This is a genomic window from Brachyspira sp. G79, from assembly GCF_002379365.1.
In the GTDB taxonomy this organism is placed as follows: Bacteria; Spirochaetota; Brachyspiria; order Brachyspirales; family Brachyspiraceae; genus Brachyspira.
On the sequence record NZ_JQIU01000008.1, the window covers coordinates 126,864 to 152,194 of the forward strand.

Annotated in this window: 18 protein-coding genes; 8 read left to right on the forward strand and 10 right to left on the reverse strand. The window is 31.9% G+C overall.

What is annotated here, in order from left to right; translation table 11 throughout:
• The 3 genes from KQ44_RS02285 to KQ44_RS02295 all read left to right on the forward strand — a co-directional run.
• On the forward strand, nt 1-1,002 hold a 1,002-nt coding region (locus KQ44_RS02285; RefSeq protein ID WP_096736062.1), incomplete at its 5' end, for a ferritin-like domain-containing protein.
• 55 nt (nt 1,003-1,057) lie between these two features.
• Nucleotides 1,058-2,173, forward strand: coding sequence for an acyl-CoA dehydrogenase family protein (locus KQ44_RS02290; protein WP_096736063.1), 1,116 nt, complete (start codon nt 1,058-1,060; stop codon nt 2,171-2,173).
• Between the two features lie 41 nt (nt 2,174-2,214).
• On the forward strand, nt 2,215-3,069 hold the full coding sequence (locus tag KQ44_RS02295) for a PhnD/SsuA/transferrin family substrate-binding protein (RefSeq protein WP_096736064.1): 855 nt from the start codon (nt 2,215-2,217) through the stop codon (nt 3,067-3,069).
• A gap of 143 nt (nt 3,070-3,212) precedes the next feature.
• On the opposite strand, the gene KQ44_RS02300 is transcribed toward KQ44_RS02295, so the two are convergent.
• The 10 genes from KQ44_RS02300 to KQ44_RS02345 all read right to left on the reverse strand — a co-directional run bounded on the left by KQ44_RS02300 (nt 3,213) and on the right by KQ44_RS02345 (nt 15,150).
• Entirely contained in the window at nt 3,213-4,595 is a 1,383-nt protein-coding gene (locus KQ44_RS02300; protein ID WP_096736065.1) for a solute carrier family 23 protein, read from the reverse strand.
• A 43-nt stretch (nt 4,596-4,638) separates the two neighbouring features.
• Nucleotides 4,639-5,490, reverse strand: coding sequence for an FAD binding domain-containing protein (locus tag KQ44_RS02305; protein ID WP_096736066.1), 852 nt, complete (start codon nt 5,488-5,490; stop codon nt 4,639-4,641).
• Nucleotides 5,481-5,969: a (2Fe-2S)-binding protein gene (locus tag KQ44_RS02310; RefSeq protein WP_096736067.1), complete on the reverse strand. Its 489-nt coding sequence runs from the start codon at nt 5,967-5,969 to the stop codon at nt 5,481-5,483. Before KQ44_RS02310 ends, KQ44_RS02305 begins: the two co-directional genes overlap by 10 nt.
• On the reverse strand, nt 5,969-8,104 hold the full coding sequence (locus tag KQ44_RS02315) for a xanthine dehydrogenase family protein molybdopterin-binding subunit (protein WP_096736068.1): 2,136 nt from the start codon (nt 8,102-8,104) through the stop codon (nt 5,969-5,971). The genes KQ44_RS02310 and KQ44_RS02315 overlap by 1 nt, the downstream gene beginning before the upstream one ends.
• Nucleotides 8,105-8,145: 41 nt before the next feature.
• The gene (locus KQ44_RS02320) at nt 8,146-9,501 is read right to left on the reverse strand and encodes a nucleobase:cation symporter-2 family protein (RefSeq protein WP_096736069.1); all 1,356 of its coding nucleotides are present in this window, start codon (nt 9,499-9,501) and stop codon (nt 8,146-8,148) included.
• 82 nt (nt 9,502-9,583) lie between these two features.
• Nucleotides 9,584-10,525 carry a carbamate kinase gene (gene arcC, locus KQ44_RS02325; protein ID WP_096736070.1) on the reverse strand — a complete coding sequence of 314 codons (942 nt, stop codon included), beginning with the start codon at nt 10,523-10,525 and terminating at the stop codon, nt 9,584-9,586.
• Nucleotides 10,526-10,657: 132 nt separating this feature from the next.
• Entirely contained in the window at nt 10,658-11,851 is a 1,194-nt protein-coding gene (ygeW, locus tag KQ44_RS02330) for a knotted carbamoyltransferase YgeW (RefSeq protein ID WP_096736071.1), read from the reverse strand.
• A gap of 60 nt (nt 11,852-11,911) precedes the next feature.
• On the reverse strand, nt 11,912-13,243 hold the full coding sequence (locus KQ44_RS02335) for a YgeY family selenium metabolism-linked hydrolase (RefSeq protein ID WP_096736072.1): 1,332 nt from the start codon (nt 13,241-13,243) through the stop codon (nt 11,912-11,914).
• A gap of 67 nt (nt 13,244-13,310) precedes the next feature.
• The gene (dpaL, locus tag KQ44_RS02340; protein WP_096736073.1) at nt 13,311-14,504 is read right to left on the reverse strand and encodes a diaminopropionate ammonia-lyase; all 1,194 of its coding nucleotides are present in this window, start codon (nt 14,502-14,504) and stop codon (nt 13,311-13,313) included.
• Nucleotides 14,497-15,150: a helix-turn-helix transcriptional regulator gene (locus tag KQ44_RS02345; protein ID WP_096736074.1), complete on the reverse strand. Its 654-nt coding sequence runs from the start codon at nt 15,148-15,150 to the stop codon at nt 14,497-14,499. Before KQ44_RS02345 ends, dpaL begins: the two co-directional genes overlap by 8 nt.
• 200 nt (nt 15,151-15,350) lie before the next feature.
• Between KQ44_RS02345 and ssnA the strand changes: the two genes are divergently transcribed.
• The 5 genes from ssnA (at nt 15,351) to KQ44_RS02370 (ending at nt 25,325) form a co-directional block, all read left to right on the forward strand.
• Nucleotides 15,351-16,682, forward strand: a complete 1,332-nt coding sequence (gene ssnA / locus KQ44_RS02350; RefSeq protein ID WP_096736075.1) for a putative aminohydrolase SsnA — start codon at nt 15,351-15,353, stop codon at nt 16,680-16,682.
• Nucleotides 16,683-16,820: 138 nt separating this feature from the next.
• A complete protein-coding gene (gene ygfK / locus KQ44_RS02355; RefSeq protein WP_096736076.1) occupies nt 16,821-19,796 on the forward strand; it encodes a putative selenate reductase subunit YgfK in 2,976 nt (991 codons plus the stop codon).
• Between the two features lie 104 nt (nt 19,797-19,900).
• Nucleotides 19,901-22,471 (forward strand): selenium-dependent xanthine dehydrogenase, encoded by a 2,571-nt coding sequence (gene xdh / locus KQ44_RS02360; RefSeq protein ID WP_096736077.1) that lies wholly within the window; start codon nt 19,901-19,903, stop codon nt 22,469-22,471.
• Between the two features lie 11 nt (nt 22,472-22,482).
• A complete protein-coding gene (gene yqeB / locus KQ44_RS02365; protein WP_096736078.1) occupies nt 22,483-23,310 on the forward strand; it encodes a selenium-dependent molybdenum cofactor biosynthesis protein YqeB in 828 nt (275 codons plus the stop codon).
• A gap of 611 nt (nt 23,311-23,921) precedes the next feature.
• Nucleotides 23,922-25,325 (forward strand): DNA adenine methylase, encoded by a 1,404-nt coding sequence (locus KQ44_RS02370; RefSeq protein ID WP_240516435.1) that lies wholly within the window; start codon nt 23,922-23,924, stop codon nt 25,323-25,325.
• Nucleotides 25,326-25,331: the final 6 nt, after the last annotated feature.

Here is a 25,331-nt window from a genome sequence, read left to right on the forward strand (position 1 = left end):
AAAATAAAAAATAAAGAATTGTATAGTTATTATATTAAGAAGAAATCTAGTACGAATTTTCCTAAATTTGATACTGATAAATTAGAATTAAGAAGTTATCCAGAATCAAATATAGGTCTTGCCCCAAGAAACAGTGTAGCTGAAAATGGTTCACCTAATTACGGTTTTGATTTAGATTATAAAGAAGATATATGGAATAATAATATAACAAAGCTTTATGAAGATACAAAAAAGAGTCAGTGGAATAGTTCTTCAGATATAGAATGGAATGAAATACCTAATTATGATAAAGATATGGAATTTGCAATAGCACAAATTATGACATATTTAACTGAGAATGAATTTTCTGCTTTATATGTTCCTAGTAAATTCATATCAAAAATAAGCCCTTATTTTTATGAAATACCTTTATTTTTGTCATCACTTATGAATGATGAAGCAAGACATATAGATGCTTTTATTAGAAGAGCCAATATAAATGGTATGGGTGTTCAGTATTCTTCAATAATAACTCAAAATTCCTTATATACATTGTATAAAGAAAATAATTATTTAAAATCTAGTTTTTTGCTTCATATAATGGGTGAAGGTACTTTTGTAGATTTATTAAGTTTCTTAGAAAAATACACTCAAGATGAAGCTACTAAAAAACTTTTAAGATTAGTTAGAATAGATGAATTAAGACATGTAGCTTATGGTATGAATCATATAAAACAAGTTTTAAAATACAATCCTAAAAAAGTTAATATTTTAAAAGAGGCAGTTTTTAAAAGAAAAGAATATTTGGATGAGTTAAATGGAGAATCTACTTTGCTTATAGAGTCTATGGCATTTTTAGCAGGCGGCGGTACATCATATAGTCAATATAAAACAGGTATGGATTTGGTAGGAGATCTTAAAGAAAAAATGCATATTAATAGGGTTCAAAGGCTTGTTGATATAGGTATAGATGAAGATTTGGCAGTTGATATATCTAAAAGACATACGCCTAATTTTATGTAATTATAAGTATTGTTTTTATATAAATTACAAATATTTAAAAAAGGAGAATTAAAAAATGAGTAAAATTTTTGATGATGCAATTGATTTTGCAAAAAAATATGTTGCACCTTATACGGAAGATGTAGACAAAAATGCCAGATTTCCAAAAGAAGCTTATAACGAACTTAGGAAACAAGGTTATATGGGGTTAGTCGTTCCTAAAGAATACGGTGGAATGGGTGGCGGAGCTAGGGAGCATGCCGAAGTTGTTCATGCTTTAGCTAATTATTGTGCTACTACAGCTTTGTGCTATATGATGCATAATGTTGCAACTTTATCCATAGTTTTTTTTGGAAGTGATGAGCAGAAAAAAGAGTTTTTACCTAAAATAGCTAAAGGTGAAATAGCACTTGCTTTGGCTTATAGTGAAAGCGGAAGCGGTACACATTTTGGAAGTCCTGATATGACAGAAACCAAATCTGGTGATAAAATAATACTTAAAGGAAGAAAAAGTTTTGTAACTAGTGCTTTATTTGCTGATTATTATTTAACTCTTACAAACTCTTGTGAAAATAAAGGTACTTTAAATAACTGGTTAGTTAATCATAAATTAAATGGAATAGTTCATGAAGAAAATAAATGGGATGGTTTAGGTATGAGAGGTAATGCTTCTATGCCTGTTTGTTATAATGATGTAGAACTTGATACATTCTACAGAGTTGGAAAAGAAGGGGACGGCGGAAATCAAGCTATGAGTATTACTGCATATTTTGTATTTGGTCTTGGTGCTGTTTATAGCGGACTTGCTAGGAATGCTTATAATTGTATATTGGATTATACAAAGAATAGAAAATATACCGATGGAAAATCTTTGGCCGATATAGAAATGGTTAGAGTTAATTTAGCTGAAATATATACTAGAATGCAGTCAGCTGTTGATTTTACATTTGCTGCTGCTAATGCAGTTGAAAATAAAGAAGCCGATGCTACTTTAAAAGTATTCGGATGCAGAATTAATTCTATTGAGGCTGCTGCGTACTGCTGTGAAAAAGCCATGAAATTGGGTGGAGGAAATGCTTATGCTAAAAGACTTCCTTTAGAAAGATATATGAGAGATGCTTTGGCTGCTCCTGTTATGGCACCTGGTATTGATGTATTAAAAACTTGGCTTGGTGATGCTATAGTATTATAAAATAAAATTAAGAAAATATTATTTGTATTTAAGGAGATAAAATGAAAACATTATTACTTGGTGCTGTTGCTTATGATCCTAAGGTTGTAGGAGTATGGGATATAATAAGAGATTATAGTAATGAATACGGATTAAAACTTGATTATGTTTTATTTTCAAATTATGAAAGACAAGTTGATTCTTTATTAAAAGGTCATATAGATATAGCTTGGAATACGAATGTAGCTTGGATTCAAACTTCATATGCTACTAATGATAAAGCCAGAGCTTTAGCTATGAGAGATACAGATACCAATTTTACAAGTAAGTTTATTGTTAAAAAAGATAGTACAATAAAAAAATTGGAAGATTTGAAAGGTAAAAAATTTGGAGTTGGAAGTTATGACTCTTCTCAGGCAGCTATATTACCTATACAATATATAAAAGAATCTGGTTTGCAAATAAAAGAAATAGATCTTAATGCTGATACAGATCCAAATTGCGTTAATATAGTACGATATAATACAGATTTGGGAAAACATGGGGATACAGGTAAAAGTGAATGGCATGTATTAGATGATATAAAAAGTGGGGCATTAGATGCAGGAAGCATAGGTTCTACTACTTGGATACGTATACTTGAAGAGGGATTATATCCAGATGGAGAGCTAATATCTTTTTATACAGGTCCTGAATTTTGTCATTGTAATTTCTCAGTTATGCCAGATTTTGATAAAGAGGCAGGAGAGTCATTTGTTAAAATGCTTACTTCCCAAAGTAAAGATGATCCTATAATTAAAAAGATGATGTCTATGGAAGGATTAAATAAATGGATTGCTGTAGGAGAAAAAGAGCTTAGAGGATATGATTCTTTATATAAAGCTATGAGAGAACAAAATTATTTAGGTAGTAAATAAAATATTTATCATAATGTTATATAGGACTTTATATTTTTATATAAAGTCCTTTTTATTTGTAGTTTTTAATTAAAATAAAAAAGCATAAGTATTAAATTAATAATAACTTATGCTTTATTTTTTATGATTAATAGTTTTATAATTTATTTTTTTACTTCTTCTTTAGGAAGAACAACATTAAGTATAATAGCAACACAAGTAGCTATAACAACAGGACTGCTTCCAAATACAGTTTTAGCCCAAGCAGGGAAAGTATCTAAAGCACCTCCAACTTGAACAGTACCCATACCTAAAGCAACAGCAAGACCAACTATTAAAGTATTTCTAGGTCCCATGTTTTCAGTAAATACTAATTTTATACCAGTCATAGCAATAGAAGCAAATACCATAATAGTAGCACCTCCGAGTACACATGAAGGTATAGTAGTAAGCAAAGCAGAGAATTTAGGGAATAGTCCTGCAACTAATATAATAATAGCGGCAATTAAAAATACTATTCTGTTAATAACTTTAGTAGTGGCAACTATACCAACGTTCTGACTATAAGTAGCAGTAGGTAGACAGCCGAATATAGAAGATAATATGTTAGTAAGACCATAAGCAGTAATACCACATTTTAATTCTTTATCAGTAGGCATTCTTCCCATACCGCCTGAAGTAGTAGCAGAGAAGTCTCCTATGGCCTGAACAGAGTTTACAGCAAACAAAAGAGCTATAGCAATACAAGCAGAAGGATCAAACTCTATACCAAAAGGAAGTAATTTTGGAGCTTGGAAAATACCTGCATTAGCAACACTAGTAAAATTAATCATTCCAAAGAAAAAAGCAGCTATATATCCCACTATTAATCCCATAAGTATAGAAGCTAGTTTTAAGAAGCCTTTAGTAAACTGATTGAATATAATAACAGCTATAAGAGTTATGAAAGCAACAGCCCAATACTGCCAAGAACCAAAAGGAACAACCTCTCCATTGATACTATATAATGTACTTCCTCCAGCCATATATCTAACAGCAGTAGGGTATAAAGAAAGACCAACAGTAAATACAACAGTACCAGCTATTAGAGGCGGGAATAACTTTCTTATTTTTTCAACAGCAAGCCCAAATATAATAGCAACTATACCGCCTATTACCTGAGCCCCAAATATAATGGCAAGACCTTGAGCACCAAGACCAGTACCTTCAGGACCTCTTGCTATAGACTGCATAGTAGATACATATGCAAAACTAACACCAATAATCATAGGAAGTCTTGCTCCTATATGATAATTTTTAGTGATAGGTATAGGGAAAACCATTATTATTGTAGAAATAGCAGCAAATACTAAAGATGACTGAACTAAGAGTATTTGTTCTGGACTTCCACTTTTAAGCCCTGCAGCAGATGATACTATAAGAGCAGGAGTTACACAGCCTACAATCATAGCAACTACATGCTGAATAGCTAGCGGAAAAGCCTGCGACATCTTTGGAACGGCTTCGTATTCAAACAAAGCGTTTTGAGTTTTTTCATTCGTACTCATATTTCTTCTCCATTCATTAAATTGTTTTATTTAAATTAATAAACTATTTTGTACAGATATCCTCTATAAAATACCTTATTAAATTTAAAGCACATTTTTTCCTATACAGAGCGGTTGACCTTGCACTGTCTCTTGGTTTTATAATATTAGAATATGCTTCTTGTATAAGATTAATATTATTTTTCCATTCAAAAGTATTTGAAGTTATGAATTTTTCTTCTATAATTTCATCTCTTGTTATAGTGGTTCCTAAAGTACAGAAACTTATTTTAAATCTATATTTATTATCTTCTTTAAGGACCAAAGCACATATTGCTAATTTTGATAATGCATTGGCTTTTCTCGTACCTATTTTTTTATAGAAATAATATATATAATCTTTTTTTGGTATTATTACATGAGTGAGTATTTCATCATCTTTAATAGTAGTTTTGCTTACCCCTGTAATAAAATCTTTAATTTTTACATCTCTCTGAGAATCTTTGCTTTTTAATCTCAAAATACTGTCCATTGCATATAATGCTGGAAGACTATCAGCTGAAGGCGAAGCATTGCAGATATTTCCTCCAATAGTAGCTATATTTCTAATAGGAGGACCTGCTATACCAGATGCACTTTCTTTTAATACTTGAGGAGTTAAAGGAGATTTAATGATTTCATCAAAAGTAGTTAATGCTCCTATGATGATATTATTTTCATCTTCTTTTACACCTTTTAATTCATCTAAATAATTTATAAATAATACAGGTCTGTCAAACTTAGCTATTAAATTACTTCCTCTCAAATGTTCAACCATCAAATCAGTACCGCCTGCAAATACTATAGGATTATATTTAGCTTTTAATTCTAAAGCTTCATTTATATTTTTTGCACTTAAAGTTTTATCTACTGCCATAGGTTTTTACCCTCCTTATAAGCTATATCAGAAGCTCTTAATACAGCATTAACTATATGGTCATATCCAGTACACCTGCATAGATTTCCTGATAATCCTTTTCTTACATCGTCTTCAGTTGGTTTTCCTTTAGTGCTGCTTAATACCGCTTCAGAGGACATTACCATACCAGGGGTACAAAAACCGCATTGTACAGCCCCCTCATCTAAAAAAGCCTGTACTACAATTTTTCCTTTTTCTGTTTTAGTGTATCCTTCTATAGTAATTATTTCTTTATCTTCACATAATACTATAGGTACAAGACAAGAGTTCACTACTTTTTTATCCAAAAATACTGCACAAGCACCGCATTCTCCTTCTCCGCATCCTTCTTTAGTGCCAGTGAGTTTTAATTCATCGCGTAAAAAATCTATTAATCTAGTCAAAGGATTCAATTCTGTTGTAATTTTTTCTCCATTAACCGTAAAATTTATAGCCATTATAATACCTCCACAATATTTTCAGGCAGTATAGGAATACTGTTGAAATGATATTTTAAAGCACTTTCCATAGCTGAAGCATAAGCACTAGCAGCCCCGTCAAATGTTATCTCTCCGACACCCTTAGCACCTAAAGGCCCGTATTCATATGGTTCTCCCATAAGGCATGTTTTTATTTCTGGTAAATCCAAAGAGGTAGGTATCATATAATCAGACATTTTTACCTGAAGGAATCTTCCATTTTTATTTACTATTTTCTCCAAAGCTCCCCAGCCCAATGCTTGAGCAACTCCGCCCTTAATTTGTCCTTCAACTATTTTTTCATCTATAGGATATCCGCAGTCAAATACTGCCCATACACCTACAATTTTTACTTCTAATGTAACTTTATCAACTTCTACTTCTACAACATTGATTCCAAGTCCGTAGCTGGGATATGCATCTCCTCTTAAAGCAGATGTATCCCAATCTATTAAATGTGTAGGGTGTTTATAGTCTTCTATTATTTCTATTTCTTCAGATTCATTCCATCTTTGTTTTAACTTTTTAGAAGCCTCTTGTATTAGATATCCCACTATCATAACAGATCGTGAAGCTACAGTAGGACCAGTGTTTGGAACTATTTCTGTATCATATTCAGCTATTTCAATATTTTCTAATGGAATAGATAAATTGTATGCTGCTATTTTTTTGAATGTGGTATGAAGTCCTTGTCCTATTTCTGTATTTGAAGTGAGTATAATTACTTTATTTCCTTTTTTTCTTAATTTTAATTTAGCTTTTATTATATCTCTTTCGCCGCTTCCAGTAAATGCACATCCATGAAGAAAGCATGATATTCCTATTCCTTTATACATAGTGTTTTTGTATTCTTTTGCTTTTCTTTCATAGTCTGATTCTTTTAAAGCCCATTCAAGCATTTGAGGAAGTATTATATTATCATGAAACATACCGCCTGTTATTGTAGGATCATTTTTTTTGACAAAATATTTTCTTTTTAACTCTATAGGATCAACGCCTATTTTTTGTGCTATATTATCCATAGTTCTTTCTATAGCAAATATGGCCTGAGGTCCGCCGAATCCTCTGAATGCACAGCTAGGCACATTATTAGTAGCGTATAATCTTCCTAAAACTCTTACATTAGGAAAATTATATACATTAGCAGCAGTGTATGTGCATCTTTGCATAATAACTCTTGAACTAGCTTCATAAGCACCCGCGTCCATATCAGATACTATATCAAGAGCAATGATATTATTATTTTCATCAAGAGCTGCTTTTGTTGTTATTTGTGCGGGCTGTCTTTTGACACTGTAAGCCATATCAAATTGTCTGTCTAGTATGAGCTTAACAGTTTTTTTTGCTTTATATGTGGCAACAGCAACTGCAGCAGCCAATATATCAGGATAATGCTCTTTTCCTCCGAATCCTCCTCCTATAGGAGGAGCTATTATTCTTAAGTTATCATCTTCAATACCAAGTACTGGAGCTGCTGCTTTACGCACATAATATGGGCATTGAGTGGAAGAGTAAATTGAAACTTTTCCATTTTCCCATATACCAACTGCCCCATTAACTTCCATATATAAGTGTTCCTGATATGGTGTATAATATGTTTCTTCTATAATAGTTTTTGCTTTTTTAAATGCATTATCCACATCACCATATCCAGCTTTAAATGATACAAATATATTATCATCTCCAACTATAGCACCGCCCAATAATTTTTTTGAATCATCTATAGTAAGAGATGCCTCTAAATCTTCGTATTCTATTACTATTTTTTCTGCTATATCATAAACTATATTTTTATCAGGTCCAACTACAAGAAGTATAGTCTCTCCAATATACCTTACTGTATTTTCAGCAAAAGGAGGCCAGTCGGATACAACCATAGTAGTCATATTTGTTCCCGGAACATCTCTATAATCAACAGTAAAATATCCGTCTGGAAGTTCTGGTATATTTATTTTTAATATTTTAGCCCTTGCCTTTGTAGAATATACTATTTTTGCATGAAGTATATCTTTGCCGAAATCTATATCATTTAAATACTTTGTTTTTCCTGTTATCTTATCTAAAGCATCTACTCTTGGTACAGAGTTTCTTAATTCTTTAATAAAAGTTTCCATTTTTTATATATCCTTTTATATACTTTAAACTTAAACATTAATTAAGCATTATAATCCTCTGGCTTACTTACTTTATCATCAGGGAATATAAGATTTGCCAATATAGATATAATGCATGTTGCAGACACAGTATCATGAAATATAAATTTTATAAATTCAGGAAGCTGAGCTATTGCATTTTGATGATTTGCAAGTCCAAGACCTAAAGCAAATGTTATTCCCATTACTATTATATTGCGTTCACTGAAACCAGCTTTTGCTATCATTTTTATTCCGTTAATTAATATCATAGCAAATACTGTAATTATAGAACCTCCTAATACAGAACTAGGTATAGCTGAAAATACAGCCCCCAATTTTGGAAAGAAACCGCATAACATTAATACAAAAGCACCAGTTGCTATACAGAATTTATTAACAACTTTAGTCATAGATACTATTCCCGCATTTTGTCCGAAAGCAGTATTTGGAAGACAGTTAAAGAATGCTGCTGTAGTAGAACCCAAGGCATCTGCTAATATAGCACCTGAAGTTTCTTTTTCTGTAGCTTCTCTATCAAATCCTGCAATTGTGATTCCAGAAGTATTTCCTATGGTCTCCAAACCAGAAGTGATGTAAAGAACAGCAAAACTTAATATAGCTGAGAAAGAAAATTCTAATTTAAAATGCATAGGTATAGGAAGTCTGAACCATGATGCTTCTGCTATAGCCTGAGTATTAACCATTCCTAAGAAAGCAGAAACTATATACCCGATTATAAGACCTATCAATATAGCTGAGTTTTTAATAATTCCTTTTCCAAATTTTTGAAGTATAATAATGATAAATAAAGATAAAAATCCAAGTGCTAAATTTTTAGGAGATCCATAATCAGGTGAACCCACACCTCCAGCAAAATAATCAACACCTACACCAAGCAGGCTAACCCCGATAGTTACAAGAGTACATCCAACAACCAAAGGCGGAAAAAATCTGCGTATATATTTGTAGAAAAATCCCATAATAACTTCAGTTAAACTTCCAACCATAGCTCCGCCTAATACTAATCCTATCCCCCCCATAGAAGCAACAGTTTGTGCAGTAGGTACAAAAGCAAAAGAAGTACCCATAACTATAGGTAAGTTGGCTCCAATTTGTCTATTTTTACCAAGTTTAATAGGGTAGAGCTGAATAAATGTTGTAAGCCCAGATACAAACATAGCACACTGCACCATTACAACAGTATCTGCTCCTGATAAACCACAAGCTCCTGCAATGATTAGTATAGGAGCTAGGTTAGAAGTAAACATTGCCATTACATGCTGCATACCTAAAGGCAAAGCAACGGCTACATTAGGACGACCTTCAAGCTGATATACCAAATCTGTGTTAGATTTGTTTGTTTTGTTAATATCCATAAAGATACGACCCTCCTTAAAATATTTTTATTATATGTTTACTATAATTAATATATTCTAAGTTTTTTATTTATAAAAAATATTATTTAGTTATTCTAGTTCCTGTTTTTCCGTTTATAGCATCTTTTGCTTTTTCAAGTAATGTAATCATAGCCTCTTTTCCAGTAGCTTCTGCAAACTGCATACAAGCCTGAACTTTAGGAAGCATAGAACCAGGTGCAAACTGACCTTCATCGCAGTATTTTTTAGCTTCTTCTACAGTCATAGAATCAAGCCATTTAACATCAGGTTTACCAAAATTAACGGCAACTTTTTCAACAGCAGTTAATATTATAAGCATATCGGCATGAAGTTCTTTAGCAAGCACTGAAGCAGCGAAATCTTTGTCTATAACAGCAGGCATACCTTTTAAATGATTGCCTATTCTTATTACTGGTATACCGCCTCCTCCGCAGCATATAACTAATGCTTTTTCATTGAGCATAGCTTTTATAGCTGTACTTTCAGCAATTGCAACTGGTTTTGGAGAAGCAACAACTCTTCTGTATCCTCTTCCTGCATCTTCTTTAACTATCCAGCCTAATTCTTTTGATTTAGCCTCTCCCTCTTCTTTAGTCATAAACTGACCTATAGGTTTTGTAGGGTTTTGAAAAGCAGGGTCTTTTTCATCAACTATAACTTGCGTAATCAATGTAGCTATAGGAGGAACTTGTAAATTTCTATTAGAGAACTCTTCCATAATAGCATTTTGTAAATCATAACCAATATAAGCCTGACTCATAGCAACGCATACTGATAAAGGTATATCATTACCTGTTTTATGATTAGTAGTATATTCATTCATGGCATTGTTAATGAATCCAACTTGAGGTCCGTTTCCATGTGCTACTATTACCTCGCATCCGTTTTCAACCAAATCTACTATATTTTTAGCAGTTATTTTAACAGCTTCCATTTGCTCTGCTAAAGTATCTCCCAAAGCATTACCGCCCAAAGCAATAACAATTCTTTTTTTATTTTCCATTTTTATATCCTAAAATCAAAATTAAATTAATTTAATAACCTATAATAAGTGCTTTTTTTCACAATATTATAGATATAAAATGGTAAGTACTATTATATTTATATAGATACTTACCATTGTATTTTTTAATTATTAGCAGCCAAATACTCTTGGTTTTCCATCTGAAGCTAATTTACTTAATATAGCCTGAGGGTCTCTGAATTTAGATAAGAATATCATAGCAGCTATAACATAAGGTTTGTAGCTAGCTTGTTTATAAAGAGGAACTCTGTATCTGTCAAATACTGAAGCAGCAACTTCACCGTCTTTACAGCTAACATCATTAATATCAGCAGGTAAGCAGTGTAAGTATAATGCTTTTCCATCTTTAGTTTTTTTCATCATATCTTCAGTACAGCACCAATCTTTATGCTGAGCGTTTTGTTCTAGTAATCTTTTTTCAAGAGCTTTAATACCGTCAGTGTCACCTTTGCCATAAAGGTCTGTTCTTTCTTGCATAGCAGCAAAAGGAGCCCAAGATTTAGGATAAACAACATCAGCATTTTCAAAAGCTTCGTCCATACTGTTAGTGATAGTTAATTTAACCCCCGCAGCTTCAGCATTTTTCTTAGCAATAGCTTCTACTTCTGGCATAAGTTCATAACCTTTAGGATAAGCCAAAGCAACGTCCATACCCAATCTAGTAAATAAACCAGCAGCACCTTGAGGTACAGATAAAGGTTTACCGTAAGAAGGAGAATAAGCCCAAGTCATAGCAACTTTTTTACCTTTAAGGTTTTCTAATCCGCCTAATTCATGTATAAAGTGAAGTGAGTCAGCCATCATTTGTGTTGGGTGGTCTCTATCACATTGTAAGTTTACCAAAGTAGGAATTTGCTCTAATATTCCGTCATTGTATCCTTGTCTTACAGAATCAGAAACTTCTTTCATATATTCATGACCTTTACCAATGTACATGTCATCTCTAATACCTATAACATCAGCCATGAATGATACCATGTTTGCAGTTTCTCTAACTGTTTCACCATGTGCTATTTGGCTTTTACCTTCGTCTAAGTCCTGAACTTCCAAACCTAAAAGGTTACAAGCAGAAGCAAAAGAGAAACGAGTTCTAGTAGAATTATCTCTGAATAAAGAAATACCTAAACCAGAATCAAATACTTTGGTAGAGATGTTGCTTTCTCTTAAAAATCTTAAAGCATCAGCAACAGTCCAAACAGCTTGTAATTCATCAAAAGTTTTGTCCCAAGTTAGGAAGAAATCATTTTTATACATTTTTCCAAATTCAAGACTATCTAATTTTGAAATGTATTTTTGTATACTCATATTTAAAAATCCTTTTTAATTTTATTTTTATATTGGTTATTTTTTATATTACTTAATTTATTATTTATTTTCACAGTAAATAGTAGGTACAGCAGCATATACAGCAGCACAATGAACTAAATCTTGTTTCCAAGTGATTTCATTAGGAGCATGAGCCTGAGCTTCAGCACCAGGTCCGAAACCTATACAAGGTATTCCGTTACGTCCCATAATAGATACGCCGTTAGTAGAGAAAGTCCATTTATCAGTAAGAGGACGAGCTTTTCTTTCTTTGTCTATTTCTGGAGTAGGTCCTATTCTTTCAGTACCATAAAGACCTTTGTATGCTTCTTCTAAAGCTTTAGTTACAGCATGATCTTCTGGAATTACCCAAGTAGGGAAGTAACATTCTATTGGATAAACTAATCCTGTCCAAGAAGGTCTGTCATAGTTATACATAGATACTTCAGCACCATATTTTTTTACATTAGGAAGATTTCTAATTTCTTCTAAGCAGCTTTCCCAAGTTTCGCCTGCTGTCATTCTTCTGTCTAATGATATAGAGCATGAGTCAGCAACAGCACATCTGCTTGGTGAAGTATAGAAAATTTGAGAAACTGTTACAGTACCTCTTCCTAAGAAGTTAGCTTCTTTGTATTGAGGATTGTATTTTTCTTCAAGCATTTTTACTAAGCCTTTGATTTCTGTAGAATCTTTAGCATCATTTTCGTTAAGACTTCTGATGTCTTGAAGTATGTCAGCCATTTTGTAAATAGCATTGTCTCCTCTTTCTGGAGCAGATCCATGACAAGAAATACCTTTAACATCAACTCTTATTTCCATTCTTCCTCTTTGACCTCTGTATATACCACCATCAGTAGGTTCAGTAGATATTACGAATTCAGGTTTAATTTTGCTTTCTTTACATATGTATTCCCAACATAATCCGTCGCAGTCTTCTTCCTGTACAGTACCAACAACAACAACTTGATATTTGTCATTTAAAAGACCTAAATCTTTCATTATTTTAGCACCATAAACACCAGAAACTATACCGCCCTCTTGGTCAGAAGTACCTCTTCCGCCTATTTCGATATCATTTTCATAACCTTCATAAGGATCAAATTTCCAGTTAGCTTTATTTCCTATACCAACAGTGTCTATATGAGCATCAATACCTATTAAAGTTTTACCGCTTCCCATATAACCTAAAACATTACCCATAGGATCTATATCAACTTTATCAAATCCTACTTTTTTCATCTCTTCAGCTATTCTTTCGATTACGCCTTTTTCTTCGCAAGATTCACTAGGAATTCTAATTAAATCTCTTAAGAATTTAGTCATATCAGCTTTATAGCCTTCAGCTTTTGCTTTTATTTGTTCAAATTGTTCTTTTGAAATAGCACTCATTATTTTTTATTCTCCCTAAATATATATTTTTTATTATTTCTAATAAAAATTTATTTAAATTTATTAATTATCTATCTTTAGCTTCCCAAACAATGTTTTTCCATCTAATAGGATCAGTATCGCCTTCAGTGCTGAATAATAAAACTTTAGAATTAGAATCAAGTTTTAATTGTTTTCTTAATTCAGCATATTCATCTTTAAGCATAATAGTAGCCAAAGCACCGAAAGGAGCAGCACCAGACTCACCAGATACAACCTGAGGATCTCCTTTTAATGGGGCAGCAAGCATTCTCATACCTCTTGCAGCAACTATATCTTCAGCAGCTATAAAGCAGTTAGCATGATTTTTAAGTATATCCCAAGAAGTGATATTAGGCTCACCGCATGCAAGTCCAGCCATAATAGTATTTAAATCACCTTCTACTATTCTTATTTTACCGTCTCCAGCTTCAGCACCTTTATATAAACAAGCAGCAGCTTCAGCTTCAACTATAACCATTATAGGAGGATTGTCTTTATATTTGTTAGAGAAATATCCAACCATAGCACCAGCCAAAGAACCAACACCAGCCTGTACAAATACATGTGTAGGTCTCTCTCCAAACTGTTCATCAGCTTCTAATGCCATAGTGCCATAACCTTGCATAATCCAAGCAGGTATTTCTTCATATCCTTCCCAAGCAGTGTCTTGTACAACTACGCCGTTTGGAACTTTAGCAGCTTCGGCAGCAGCTTTTCTAACGCATTCATCATAGTTATATTCTTCTATTGTGGCAACTGCACCTTCAGCTTGAATATTTTTTAATCTTGTTTCTGTTGATCCTTTAGGCATAAATATAACAGATTTTTGTCCCAATTTATTTGCAGCCCAAGCAACGCCTCTTCCATGGTTACCGTCTGTAGCAGAGAAGAATGTAGCCTGACCGAACTCATCTTTTAATTTCTTAGAAGTGAGTACATCATAAGTGAACTCGCTTACATCTTTTCCCATTTTTTGTGCTATGTATTTAGCCATAGAGTAAGAACCGCCCAATACTTTGAAAGCATTAAGACCAAATCTGTATGATTCGTCTTTTACTTTTACAGTTCCTAAACCTAAATATTTAGCCATTTCTTTTAATTCTGATAATGGTGTTTGTGTGTATTGAGGGAAACTTTGATGAAATGCCTTTGCTTTTTTTACTTCCTCAATAGACATTATTGGTAAATTTTTATCATCTGTTTTAGGCATTTTATTTTCAGCCCATTTAAGCTCACTCATTTATATCCTCCTTTTTTGAATCTATATAATTATATAGAGTGAATTTACTTATTCCAAAATGATTTGACACTTTATCTCCTGATTTTGTTATTAAAAATATTCCAGCATTATTCAAAAACTTTATAGCTCTTATTTTCTCTTCTTTGTTCATTATACTAGCAGGTTTTCCTATTAACTCTTCGCTTTTTATTATGAGTTTTTCCATAAGTTCCTGAGCACTGTTTGGTATCTCTTCCAATTTTGATTTATCTTCTGTGTTCAAAAGACTTTCTAAATCACTTTTAAAAGGTATAAAACTAGTTATATCAAAATTTATAGAGAGTATATATTTATACTTGCCGTTTATATCTTTTATAAAAACAGTTGAGGACTTTAATATTTTTCCGTTTGAAGATTTTGTAAGATAAGATAAGTGATCTACTATAGGTTCTCCCTTTTTTAATTTTTCTATAGTATTTATTACGACATTTGAAGCACCTTCTCCAGCTTTTCTTCCAGTGATTCCGCCGTTAATAATAAAAACTATAGTATGATCTAAATCATCTTCTTTTAGTTCATGTATACACACTTCGCAGTTATTTCCGAATTGTCTTGCTATACCATGTGCTACACTTATCAATGTTTCAAGTATTATATTAGAGCTCATAAATATCCTAAAATATACTTTTTATGGTTAATTATATCATCAATAGATACGTTTATAGTATACTAACTTTTTTTTAGATTTTCAAGGAAAAATCTAAATTTTTTTTGAAAATTCGTTGACAAATGTGCTTTTTTTAATATCCTATTAAAATATATAGAAAAAATAATTTCATTAAAATATATAATTTTAGGAGGCAGCTTATGCTATTAATAGGAGGCGGAAAGTTAATCACAAGAGATAATAACATGCCGTTTTTAGAAGATGGTGCAGTGCTTTGTGACGGAAGATTGATTAAGGAAGTAGGAAAAACTTCTGATTTAAAGGCTAAATATAAAGATGCTGAGTATATAGATGCTAAAGGTGGCGTTATTATGCCTGCATTTATAAATGTGCATGAGCATATTTACTCTGCTATGGCTAGAGGCTTCAGTATTAATGGTTATAATCCTAAAGGTTTTTTAGAAATATTAGACGGAATGTGGTGGACTATAGATAGAAATCTTACTTTAGAGCAAACAAAACAAAGTGCTATGGCTACTTATATAGAATCAATTAAAAACGGTGTTACTACAGTATTTGACCACCATGCAAGTTTCGGTCATATTGAAGGTTCTTTATTTGCCATAGAAGAAGCTGCCAAAACTATGGGAGTACGTTCCTGTTTATGTTACGAGGTTTCTGATAGGGACGGAGAGGATAAATCTAAGGCTTCTGTTAAAGAAAATCTTGATTTTATTAAGCATGCTATGGCTGATAAAACTGATATGATTAAAGCTATGATGGGTATGCATGCATCTTTTACTATTTCTGATAAAACTATGGAAGCATGTATGAAAGATTTGCCTGAAGGCATAGGCTGTCATATACATGTTGCTGAAGGTATAGAAGATTTGCATGCCTGTCTTAAAGATCATGGTAAAAGAATAGTTGATAGGCTTTATGATTTTAAAGTTTTAGGTCCGAAAACTATACTTGTACATTGTATATATATTAATACTCATGAAATGGATTTAATAAAAGATACTGATACTATGACTTCTCATAACCCAGAATCTAATATGGGTAATGCCTGCGGATGTCCTCCTACTATGGAATTAATGAAAAAAGGTATATTAACAGGTTTGGGTACTGACGGATATACTCATGATATGACAGAATCATACAAAGTAGCTAATGTTCTTCATAAACATAATCTTTGCAATCCTAATGCTGCTTGGGGCGAAATACCTCAAATGCTTTTCGAAAATAATGCTAAAATAGCTAATCGTTATTTTGAAACTCCTCTTGGTGTATTAAAACAAGGTGCTGCTGCTGATGTTATTATAATGGATTATAAAAACTATACAGAATTAAGCGATAAAAATATTAACGGACATATATTATTCGGTATGAATGGAGGACATGTTAATACTACTGTTTGTAACGGAGAAGTATTAATGAGAGACAGAAAACTTATAAAAATTGATGAAGAAGCGGCTTATGCTAAAATAAAAGAAGAATCTGATAAACTTTGGAAACAAATCAATAAATAATTAATAATAGACTCTTTATGAATTATACCAAATAATGGATATATGTATTATGTTCATTATTTGGTATATAAATATTTTTATGTATGTAAGTATGAAGTAAAATAAATAACAGTAATAATTATTTGGAGGAATTATATAATGAGTGATGTAATGACACCTATTCCTTTTGGAAATCTTATGAATTGGGTTTTGGAAGAGAAAAAGACAGGTAAAATATTTGGTATTTCAAGAGCATTTAAAGCTGATAAATCTAAATATTATGAAATTTTTGGAAGAAAATTAGAAACTCCTATAGGACCTGCTGCAGGACCTCATACTCAATTAGCACAAAATATAATAGCTGCCTACTATACTGGAAGCAGATTCTTTGAACTTAAAACGGTACAGAAAATGGATGGAGAGGAATTAAGCAAATGCGTTGCTAAGCCTTGTATAGCTGCTAATGATGAATGTTATAACTGCGAATGGTCAACAGAGCTTTATGTACCTCAGGCTTTTGATGAGTATGTTAAGGCTTGGGTGGCTTTAAAAGTTATAGCTAAAGAATGGGATTTAGGAGATATGGACGGCTTTCAGTTTAATATGTCTGTTGGTTATGATTATGAAGGTATTAAACTAGAAAAAATAGATAATTTTATTGAAGGCTTAAAAGACGCTTCTAATACTCCTATATTTAAAGAATGTATAAAGTGGCTTAATGATAATATTGACAGATTCAAAAACTTCAAAAAAGAAGATATTGATAAAATTAATTCTGATGTATGTAATTCTGTTACTTTATCTACTCTTCATGGATGTCCTCCTACTGAAATAGAAAAAATCGCTTCTTATTTAATCACAGAAAAAAAATTGAATACCTTTGTTAAATGCAATCCTACACTTTTGGGTTATGAATATGCAAGAAAAACATTAGATGAAATGGGTTATGACTATATATCATTTACAGATTTTCACTTTAAAGATGATTTACAGTACAGCGATGCAGTTCCAATGCTCCAAAGACTTCAGAAATTAGCTTCTGATAATTCTCTTTTATTCGGAGTAAAAATTACTAATACATTCCCAGTAGATGTTAAGCAGAAAGAACTTCCTTCTGAAGAGATGTATATGTCTGGTAAATCATTATTCCCTCTTTCTATGACAGTAGCTTCAAGATTGAGCAAAGATTTTGATGGAAATTTAAGAATATCATACTCTGGCGGATGCGATTATTTCAATATTAATGATGTTATAGATGCAGGAATTTGGCCTGTAACTATTGCTACTACTTTATTAAAAACAGGCGGTTATCAAAGAACTGAGCAAATAGCTAAAAATCTTAAAGAATATAAACCATTTACAAAAGTAGATGTTTCTAAAGCTGAAAAAATAGTTGAAGCAAGTAAAAAAGATAAACATCATACTAAACCTATCAAACCTCTTGCAAGCAGAAAAATTAAGAAAAAAGTACCTTTGGTAGACTGTTATACAGCTCCTTGTATGGAAACTTGCCCTATACATCAGGACCTTACAACATATATAAGACTTAATGCTGAAGGCAAATATGATGAATCTTTCAAAGTAATTATAGAAAAAAATGCTATGCCTTTTGCTACTGGTATATTATGTCCTCATACTTGTATGGATACTTGTACTAGACAATTTTATGAAGAGCCTGTAAGTATAAGAGCCTGCAAATTAGAGGCTGCTAGAGCTGGTTATAAAAATGTTATATCTACTTTAAAACCTGCACCTTCTATAGGAAAAAAAGCTGGTATTATAGGGGCTGGACCTGCTGGACTTTCTGCAGCATTTTTCTTGGCACGTGCTGGGGTGGAAGTTACAGTATTTGATAAGAGAGAAAAAGCTGGAGGAGTTGTTGCTAATATTATACCTAATTTTAGAATAAGTGCTGAAGAGATTGGAAATGATGTGAGTTTATGCAAGCAAATGGGTGTAAAATTTGAACTTGGAAAAGAGATAAAAGATATAAAAGAGTTTTCTAAAAATTATGATTATACTGTTGTTTGTATAGGTGCTCATAAAAACATGCCTTTGAAACTTGAGGCTGGAGAATCTATAAATGCTCTCAAATTCTTAGAAGAGTTTAATAAAACTAACGGCAATGTGGCTTTGGGAGAAGATGTAGTTGTAATAGGTGGCGGTAATACTGCTATGGACGCTGCCCGTGCTGCTAAGAAAAATAAAGGCGTTAAAAATGTTAGATTAGTTTATAGAAGAACTAAAAGATATATGCCTGCCTTAGAAGAAGAGCTCAAAGAAGCTTTGGAAGATGGTGTTGAGTTTATGGAATTATTAGCACCTGTAAAAATAGAAAACGGAAAACTTTTATGTAAGAAAATGGAATTATCCGATTATGATGAAAAAGGAAGAAGAAATGTTATTGAAACTAAAGAAACAGTAGAAGTTCCTGCAAGTGCCGTTATAGCTTCTATAGGCGAGCAGATTGAATCAGAGTTCTATAAAGCCAACTGTATAGAAGTTGATGATAGAGGAAAACCAAAATGCAATGCTAATAATGAATCATCTCTCAAAAATGTTTATATTGCTGGAGATGGACTTTATGGAGCTGCCACTATAGTTGAGGCTATAAGAGATGCTAAAGTTATCGCTGAGGCCGTATTAGGAAAAGCCGTTGCTCCTAATTTAGCTTCTGTTTCTACTGAAGAGATTTCTTACAGTAAAAAAGGTAATTTGAAAGAGTTATCAAAAGAGCCTGAAGCTAGCAGATGTTTAACTTGCGACTATATATGTGAAAGCTGTGCAGAAGTTTGTCCTAATAGAGCTAATATATCAGTTAAAGTTGATGGCGGAGCTAAAATATCGCAGATTATACACGTTGACTATATGTGTAATGAATGCGGAAACTGCGAAACATTCTGTCCTTATAGTTCTGCTCCTTATAAAGATAAGTTTACATTATTTGCTACAGCAGATGATATGAAAAACTCTAAAAATGATGGTTTCTTATTCTTAGATAAAGAAGGTAATGCTAAACTTAGAATAGACGGAAAAGAAGAATTATATAAAGCTGGAAGTTCTAAAAACTTTAATGGAGTTTATAGTATAGTAGATAGTGTGTTTAATAATTATAAATATCTTATATTGAAATAATTTTGGGTTTTTATTATATATATAATAGCATAACAGTGGAGAATATAAATCTCCATTGTTATGTTTATTTTCATTAATATTATTAAAATGGGAGGTAATTTTATATGGGTGAGAGCGTTAATATTATTATTAATGGCAGGGAAATGACTTTTGATTCTGACAGAAAATTAATGGATGTTCTTAGAAATGACTGCAAGTGCAAATCTGTAAAAGACGGCTGTTCTGAAGGAGCATGCGGAACTTGTACTGTTTTGATAGATGGAAAACCAACTAAATCTTGTATACAAACTATAGGAAGACTTCAAGGAAAAAGTGTACAAACTATAGAAGGTTTTACTCAAAGAGAAAAAGATGTGTATTCTCATGCTTTTGCAGTTGCTGGAGCTGTTCAATGCGGATTCTGTATACCGGGTATGGTTATATGTGCTAAAGGTTTAATAGATAAAAATAATAATCCTACTAGACTTGAAATAGTTGCAGCTATAAAAAATAATATTTGCAGATGTACTGGATATAAAAAAATTATTGATGCTATAGAATTAGCGGCTAAAATGATAAGAGAAAATATTGATGTTAAAGACTATAAAGGAAAGGTGAAATTAGGCGACAGAAATATTGCAAGAATAGACGCTAAAGAAAAAGCCTTAGGTACTGGTGAGTACTGTGATGATGTTGAAATAGATGGAATGCTTTATGGGGTAGCTGTTAGAACTAAATATCCTAGAGCTAAAATATTAAAAATAGATACAAGCGAAGCAAAATCTTTAAAAGGTGTAGTTGATGTTATTACTGCTAAAGATTTACCGGGAGCCAAAAAAATAGGTCATATTTTCCATGATTGGGACGTACTTATAGGCGAGGGTGAGACTACAAGATTTATTGCTGACGGACTAGCTTTGATAGTGGCTGAAGATGAAGTTACAGCTAAAAAGGCTAGAGATTTAGTAAAAGTGGAATACGAAGAGCTTCCTTTGGTAAGAAATCCAGAAGAGGCTATGAAATCAGATGCACCTTTAGTTCATGAAGATAGAGAAAGCAATCTTCTTACTCATGAAAGATTAGTTAAAGGAAATGCTGATGAGGTAATAGCAAAATCAAAATATAAAGTTACAAGGCATTATGAACTTCCTTGGACAGAGCATGCTTTTATGGAAGCTGAAGTTGCTGTTGCTATGCCTTTTAATGACGGTATATTTATATATTCAAGTGATCAAAGCGTTTATGATACAAAAAGAGAAGTTGCTATGGCTTTGGGTATAGAGCCTGATAAGGTTGTAGTAGAAAATAAATATGTAGGCGGCGGTTTCGGCGGTAAGGAGGATATGAGCGTTCAGCATTATGCTGCTATAATGGCATATAGAACAAAAAGACCTGTTAAGTTCAAACTTACTAGACAGGAAAGCATTAATTGGCACCCAAAACGCCACCCTATGAGTATAGACATGACTACCGCCTGCGATGAAAATGGTATACTTACTGCTATGAAAGCTACTTTAATTACGGATGCTGGTGCTTATGCTTCCTTATCTGGTCCAGTACTTCAAAGAGCTTGTACTCATGCTGCTGGTCCTTATAATTATCAGGTTATAGATATAGATGGTAAATCTTTCTATACTAATAATCCTCCTACAGGACCTTTCAGAGGATTCGGAGTTCCGCAGTCTTGTTTTGCTACAGAAATGAATATAAACTTACTTGCTGAAATGTGCGGATTAGATCCTTGGGAAATAAGATATAGAAATGCTATACGTCCTGGTCAGGTACTTCCTAACTATCAAATAGCTGATGAAGCTACTGGACTTGTTGAAACATTAGAGGCGGTTAAAGATATATATTATAATAATAAAAATGTGGGGATAGCCTGTGCTTTGAAAAACTCTGGTGTAGGTGTTGGACTTCCAGACACTGGAAGAGTTCGTTTGGTTGTAGAAGATGAAAAAGTGCATGTATATTCTGCTGCTTCATGTATAGGGCAGGGTATTGCTACTGTGCTTTATCAGATAGCAGGCGAAACTCTTGATTTAGATGATGATAAGATTATAGTTCATCAGCCTAATACTGCAACATCTCCAGATTCTGGTACTACTTCTGGTTCAAGACAGACCCTTATAACAGGTGAGGCTTGCAAGAGAGCCTGTGAGGATCTTAAAAAAGAGCTTGATAAAGGAAAAACTTTAAAAGATTTGGAAGGCAAAGAGTTTTATGGTGAATGGCTTACTATAACTGATAAAATGGGAGTAGATAAACCTCACCCTGTTTCTCATGTTGCTTATAGTTATGCTACTCAGGTTTGTATACTTAATGATGATGGTACTATACAAAAAATAGTTGCAGCTCATGATATAGGAAAGGCTATTAATCCTATAGCTTTGGAAGGTCAGATTGAAGGTGGTGTTGTTATGTCTTTAGGATATGCTCTTACAGAGAAATTCCCGCTTGAAAATTGTGTGCCTAAAGTAAAATTTGGTACTTTAGGTTTGTTTAGGGCAGATAAAACTCCAGATGTTGAGTCTATTATTATAGAGAAACCTGGTGTACCTTACGGATATGGTGCTACTGGTATAGGTGAGATTTCAAGTATACCTACTGCTCCTGCTGTTGCTTTAGCATATTACAAATTTAATGGTGAGTTCCAAACAGAACTTCCCCTTAAAAATACTCCTTATTCAAAATAATTTATTTTTTTATGAGTTTATTTAATGATGAACTTGTAATTATAAGAGGGGCTGGAGATTTGGCTACTGGTATTGTGTATTCTTTATATAAGGCTCATTTTAAGATTATATTATTAGAAACACAATACCCCTCTTCAATTAGAAGAAAGGTTGCATTATCTGAAGCTGTTTATGATGGTAAAAGCAGAGTTGAAGATATTGAAGCTATTTTAGTAAAAAGCTATGAAGAAGCTCTTAATATAGTTGCAGATAAAAATTATACTAAGATACCTATTCTTATTGATCCTAATTGTGAGATATTAAATTATATAAAACCTACATTTTTAATTGATGCTATAATAGCCAAAAAGAATTCAGGAACAAATAAATCTATGGCAAAATATACTATAGCATTAGGTCCCGGATTTACTGCTGGTAAAGATACTGACATTGTTATAGAAACTATGCGTGGTCATAATCTTGGAAGAATGTATATCAAAGGGGAGGCTATACCAAATACTGGAATACCGGGCAACATTGGTGGTAAAGAAGCTGAAAGAGTTATACATGCAGTTGCTGATGGTATTATTGAAAACATAAAAAACATAGGTGATTTTGTAAGAGAAAAAGAAGTTATAGCGTACATAAAAAATAATAACGAAAAAATAGAGGTGCTTGCTGCTTTTGACGGTCTTTTAAGAGGAATTATAAGAGATGGTTTTAAAGTGCATAAGGGCTTAAAAATAGCAGATATCGATCCTAGAAAATCTGAATATGATAATTGCTTTACTATTTCTGATAAGGCTAGAAATTTGGGCGGTGCTGTACTTACTGCTATGATGTATTTATATAATAGATAATTAATGTTTTACTTTAATTTTATTATTATTGTTTAGTATATGTTGTTATATATCCAAATAATTATATTTTTTTTAATAAATATTTTAAATTTAAAATGTTTCCATAGCTTTATACATTAATTGTGTACTTAAAAAGTATTTTTAAATGATATATACTGGAAAATTTTATTTTGTCAATTGATGCACATTATACAGAATTATAATCTTTCTTTCCGCACACCATACTTAGCAGTACTTTCTTCGGTTTCAGGTGGATTTCCTCAAAGTTGCTATTAAAGGCACACTTCATAAAAGTGTAAGTCTAAAATAATACTAATAGTACTAATCATGTTTTACATATAGACATATAGAATAAATTATTAAATTTAGACTGAAATATATTTTTTAGATTCAATTTGCAGGATTTTATAGAATAATAAATAACATGTTATGTATATTTGTTAAAATACAAAATTATATACATTATTTATTCGCTTTAATAAATTAATGAATACCTAAATACGATATGTATGTTTCAAGTGCATATTTTTAAATTAATTAGTATAATATGTTGATATTTTACTGTTATTATGTTAATATAATTATGTAAACTATATTATGATAATAAGATTATGATAACTAATGCAGAAGCTAATACTAAAGAAAGATATTTAAAAGAAAATTTAATAGCATATATTGGAAATAAAAGAAGACTACTTCCATTTATAGAGTCTACAATTTTGCGTATATTAGAAGATAATAGTTATGTAAAAACTGCTTTGGATTTATTTTCAGGAAGCGGAAGTGTATCAAGACTTCTAAAGACTTTAAATTTAGAGGTTTATTCTAATGATTGGGAGTATTATTCTTATATATTGAATTATGCACATTTGGTCATTAATATAAAAGATTTGGATAATATGTTTATTCATACAGGAGGATTAGAAAATACAATTAATATGATTAACAGTATTGATTATATTAATGATAATGACAGATATATCTCTAAATATTACGCCCCATTAGATGATAATAATCCAGACTTAATTAATGAAAGGCTTTTTTATACTCAGTATAATGCCTCAAAAATAGATATTATAAGGCATAATATAGAAGAGCTTTATAAAAATAATGTTATCAATCAAAAAGAATATTATTATTTAATAGCTTCTATAATATATGAAGCTGCCACACATACAAATACATCTGGAGTATTCAAGGCTTTTCATGCAGGTTTTGGAGGAAGAAACAAAGATGCTTTAAATAGGATACTTTCTCCCATATCATTAAAACAAATATCATTATTTGAAGGCACTGATTGTTATGTAAGTATGCTTGATGCTAATGAGTTTGTTATAAAAAATAAAGATAAGCATTTTGATCTTGTTTATTTGGATCCGCCTTATAATCAGCATCAGTACGGAAGCAATTATCATTTACTTAATACTATAGCTTTATGGGATAAACCAGCCATTAATAAAAATATCTATGTTGATGGAAAGAAAACTGATAAAGGCGGTATTAGAAAGGACTGGGTAAAAACAAGATCTTTATACTGCTACAAAAAAACAGCAAAAGATACTTTAATAAATTTACTTGATAATATAAATACAAGCCATATAGTAATGAGTTATTCTACTGATGGCATAATAGAGTATGATGATTTGATATCTATTCTTGAGGAGCGTGGTAAATTAGATATAGTTACTTCTGAATATACAAAATACAGGGGGGCTAAGAGATCTATTGTTAATAAAACAAAAAATGTAGAGTACTTATTTGTTGTAGATACCAGAAAGCATAATTTTTGTTTTAGTAATTTCAATAAGAATTTAAAATATATAGAGAACATAAGACTTAAGTTGGAAAACCCTTTGGATTGTTCTAAAGACAGTATAATATTTGATTATGATAAAGATAATATTATAATAATTTATCTTGAATATTCAACTCATATAATCAATAAAGAAGATATATGTTCTAAACTTCAAAATAAAAGTTTAGAATACATAAAGATGTTTTTCTTTATTTTTTAGACAGAT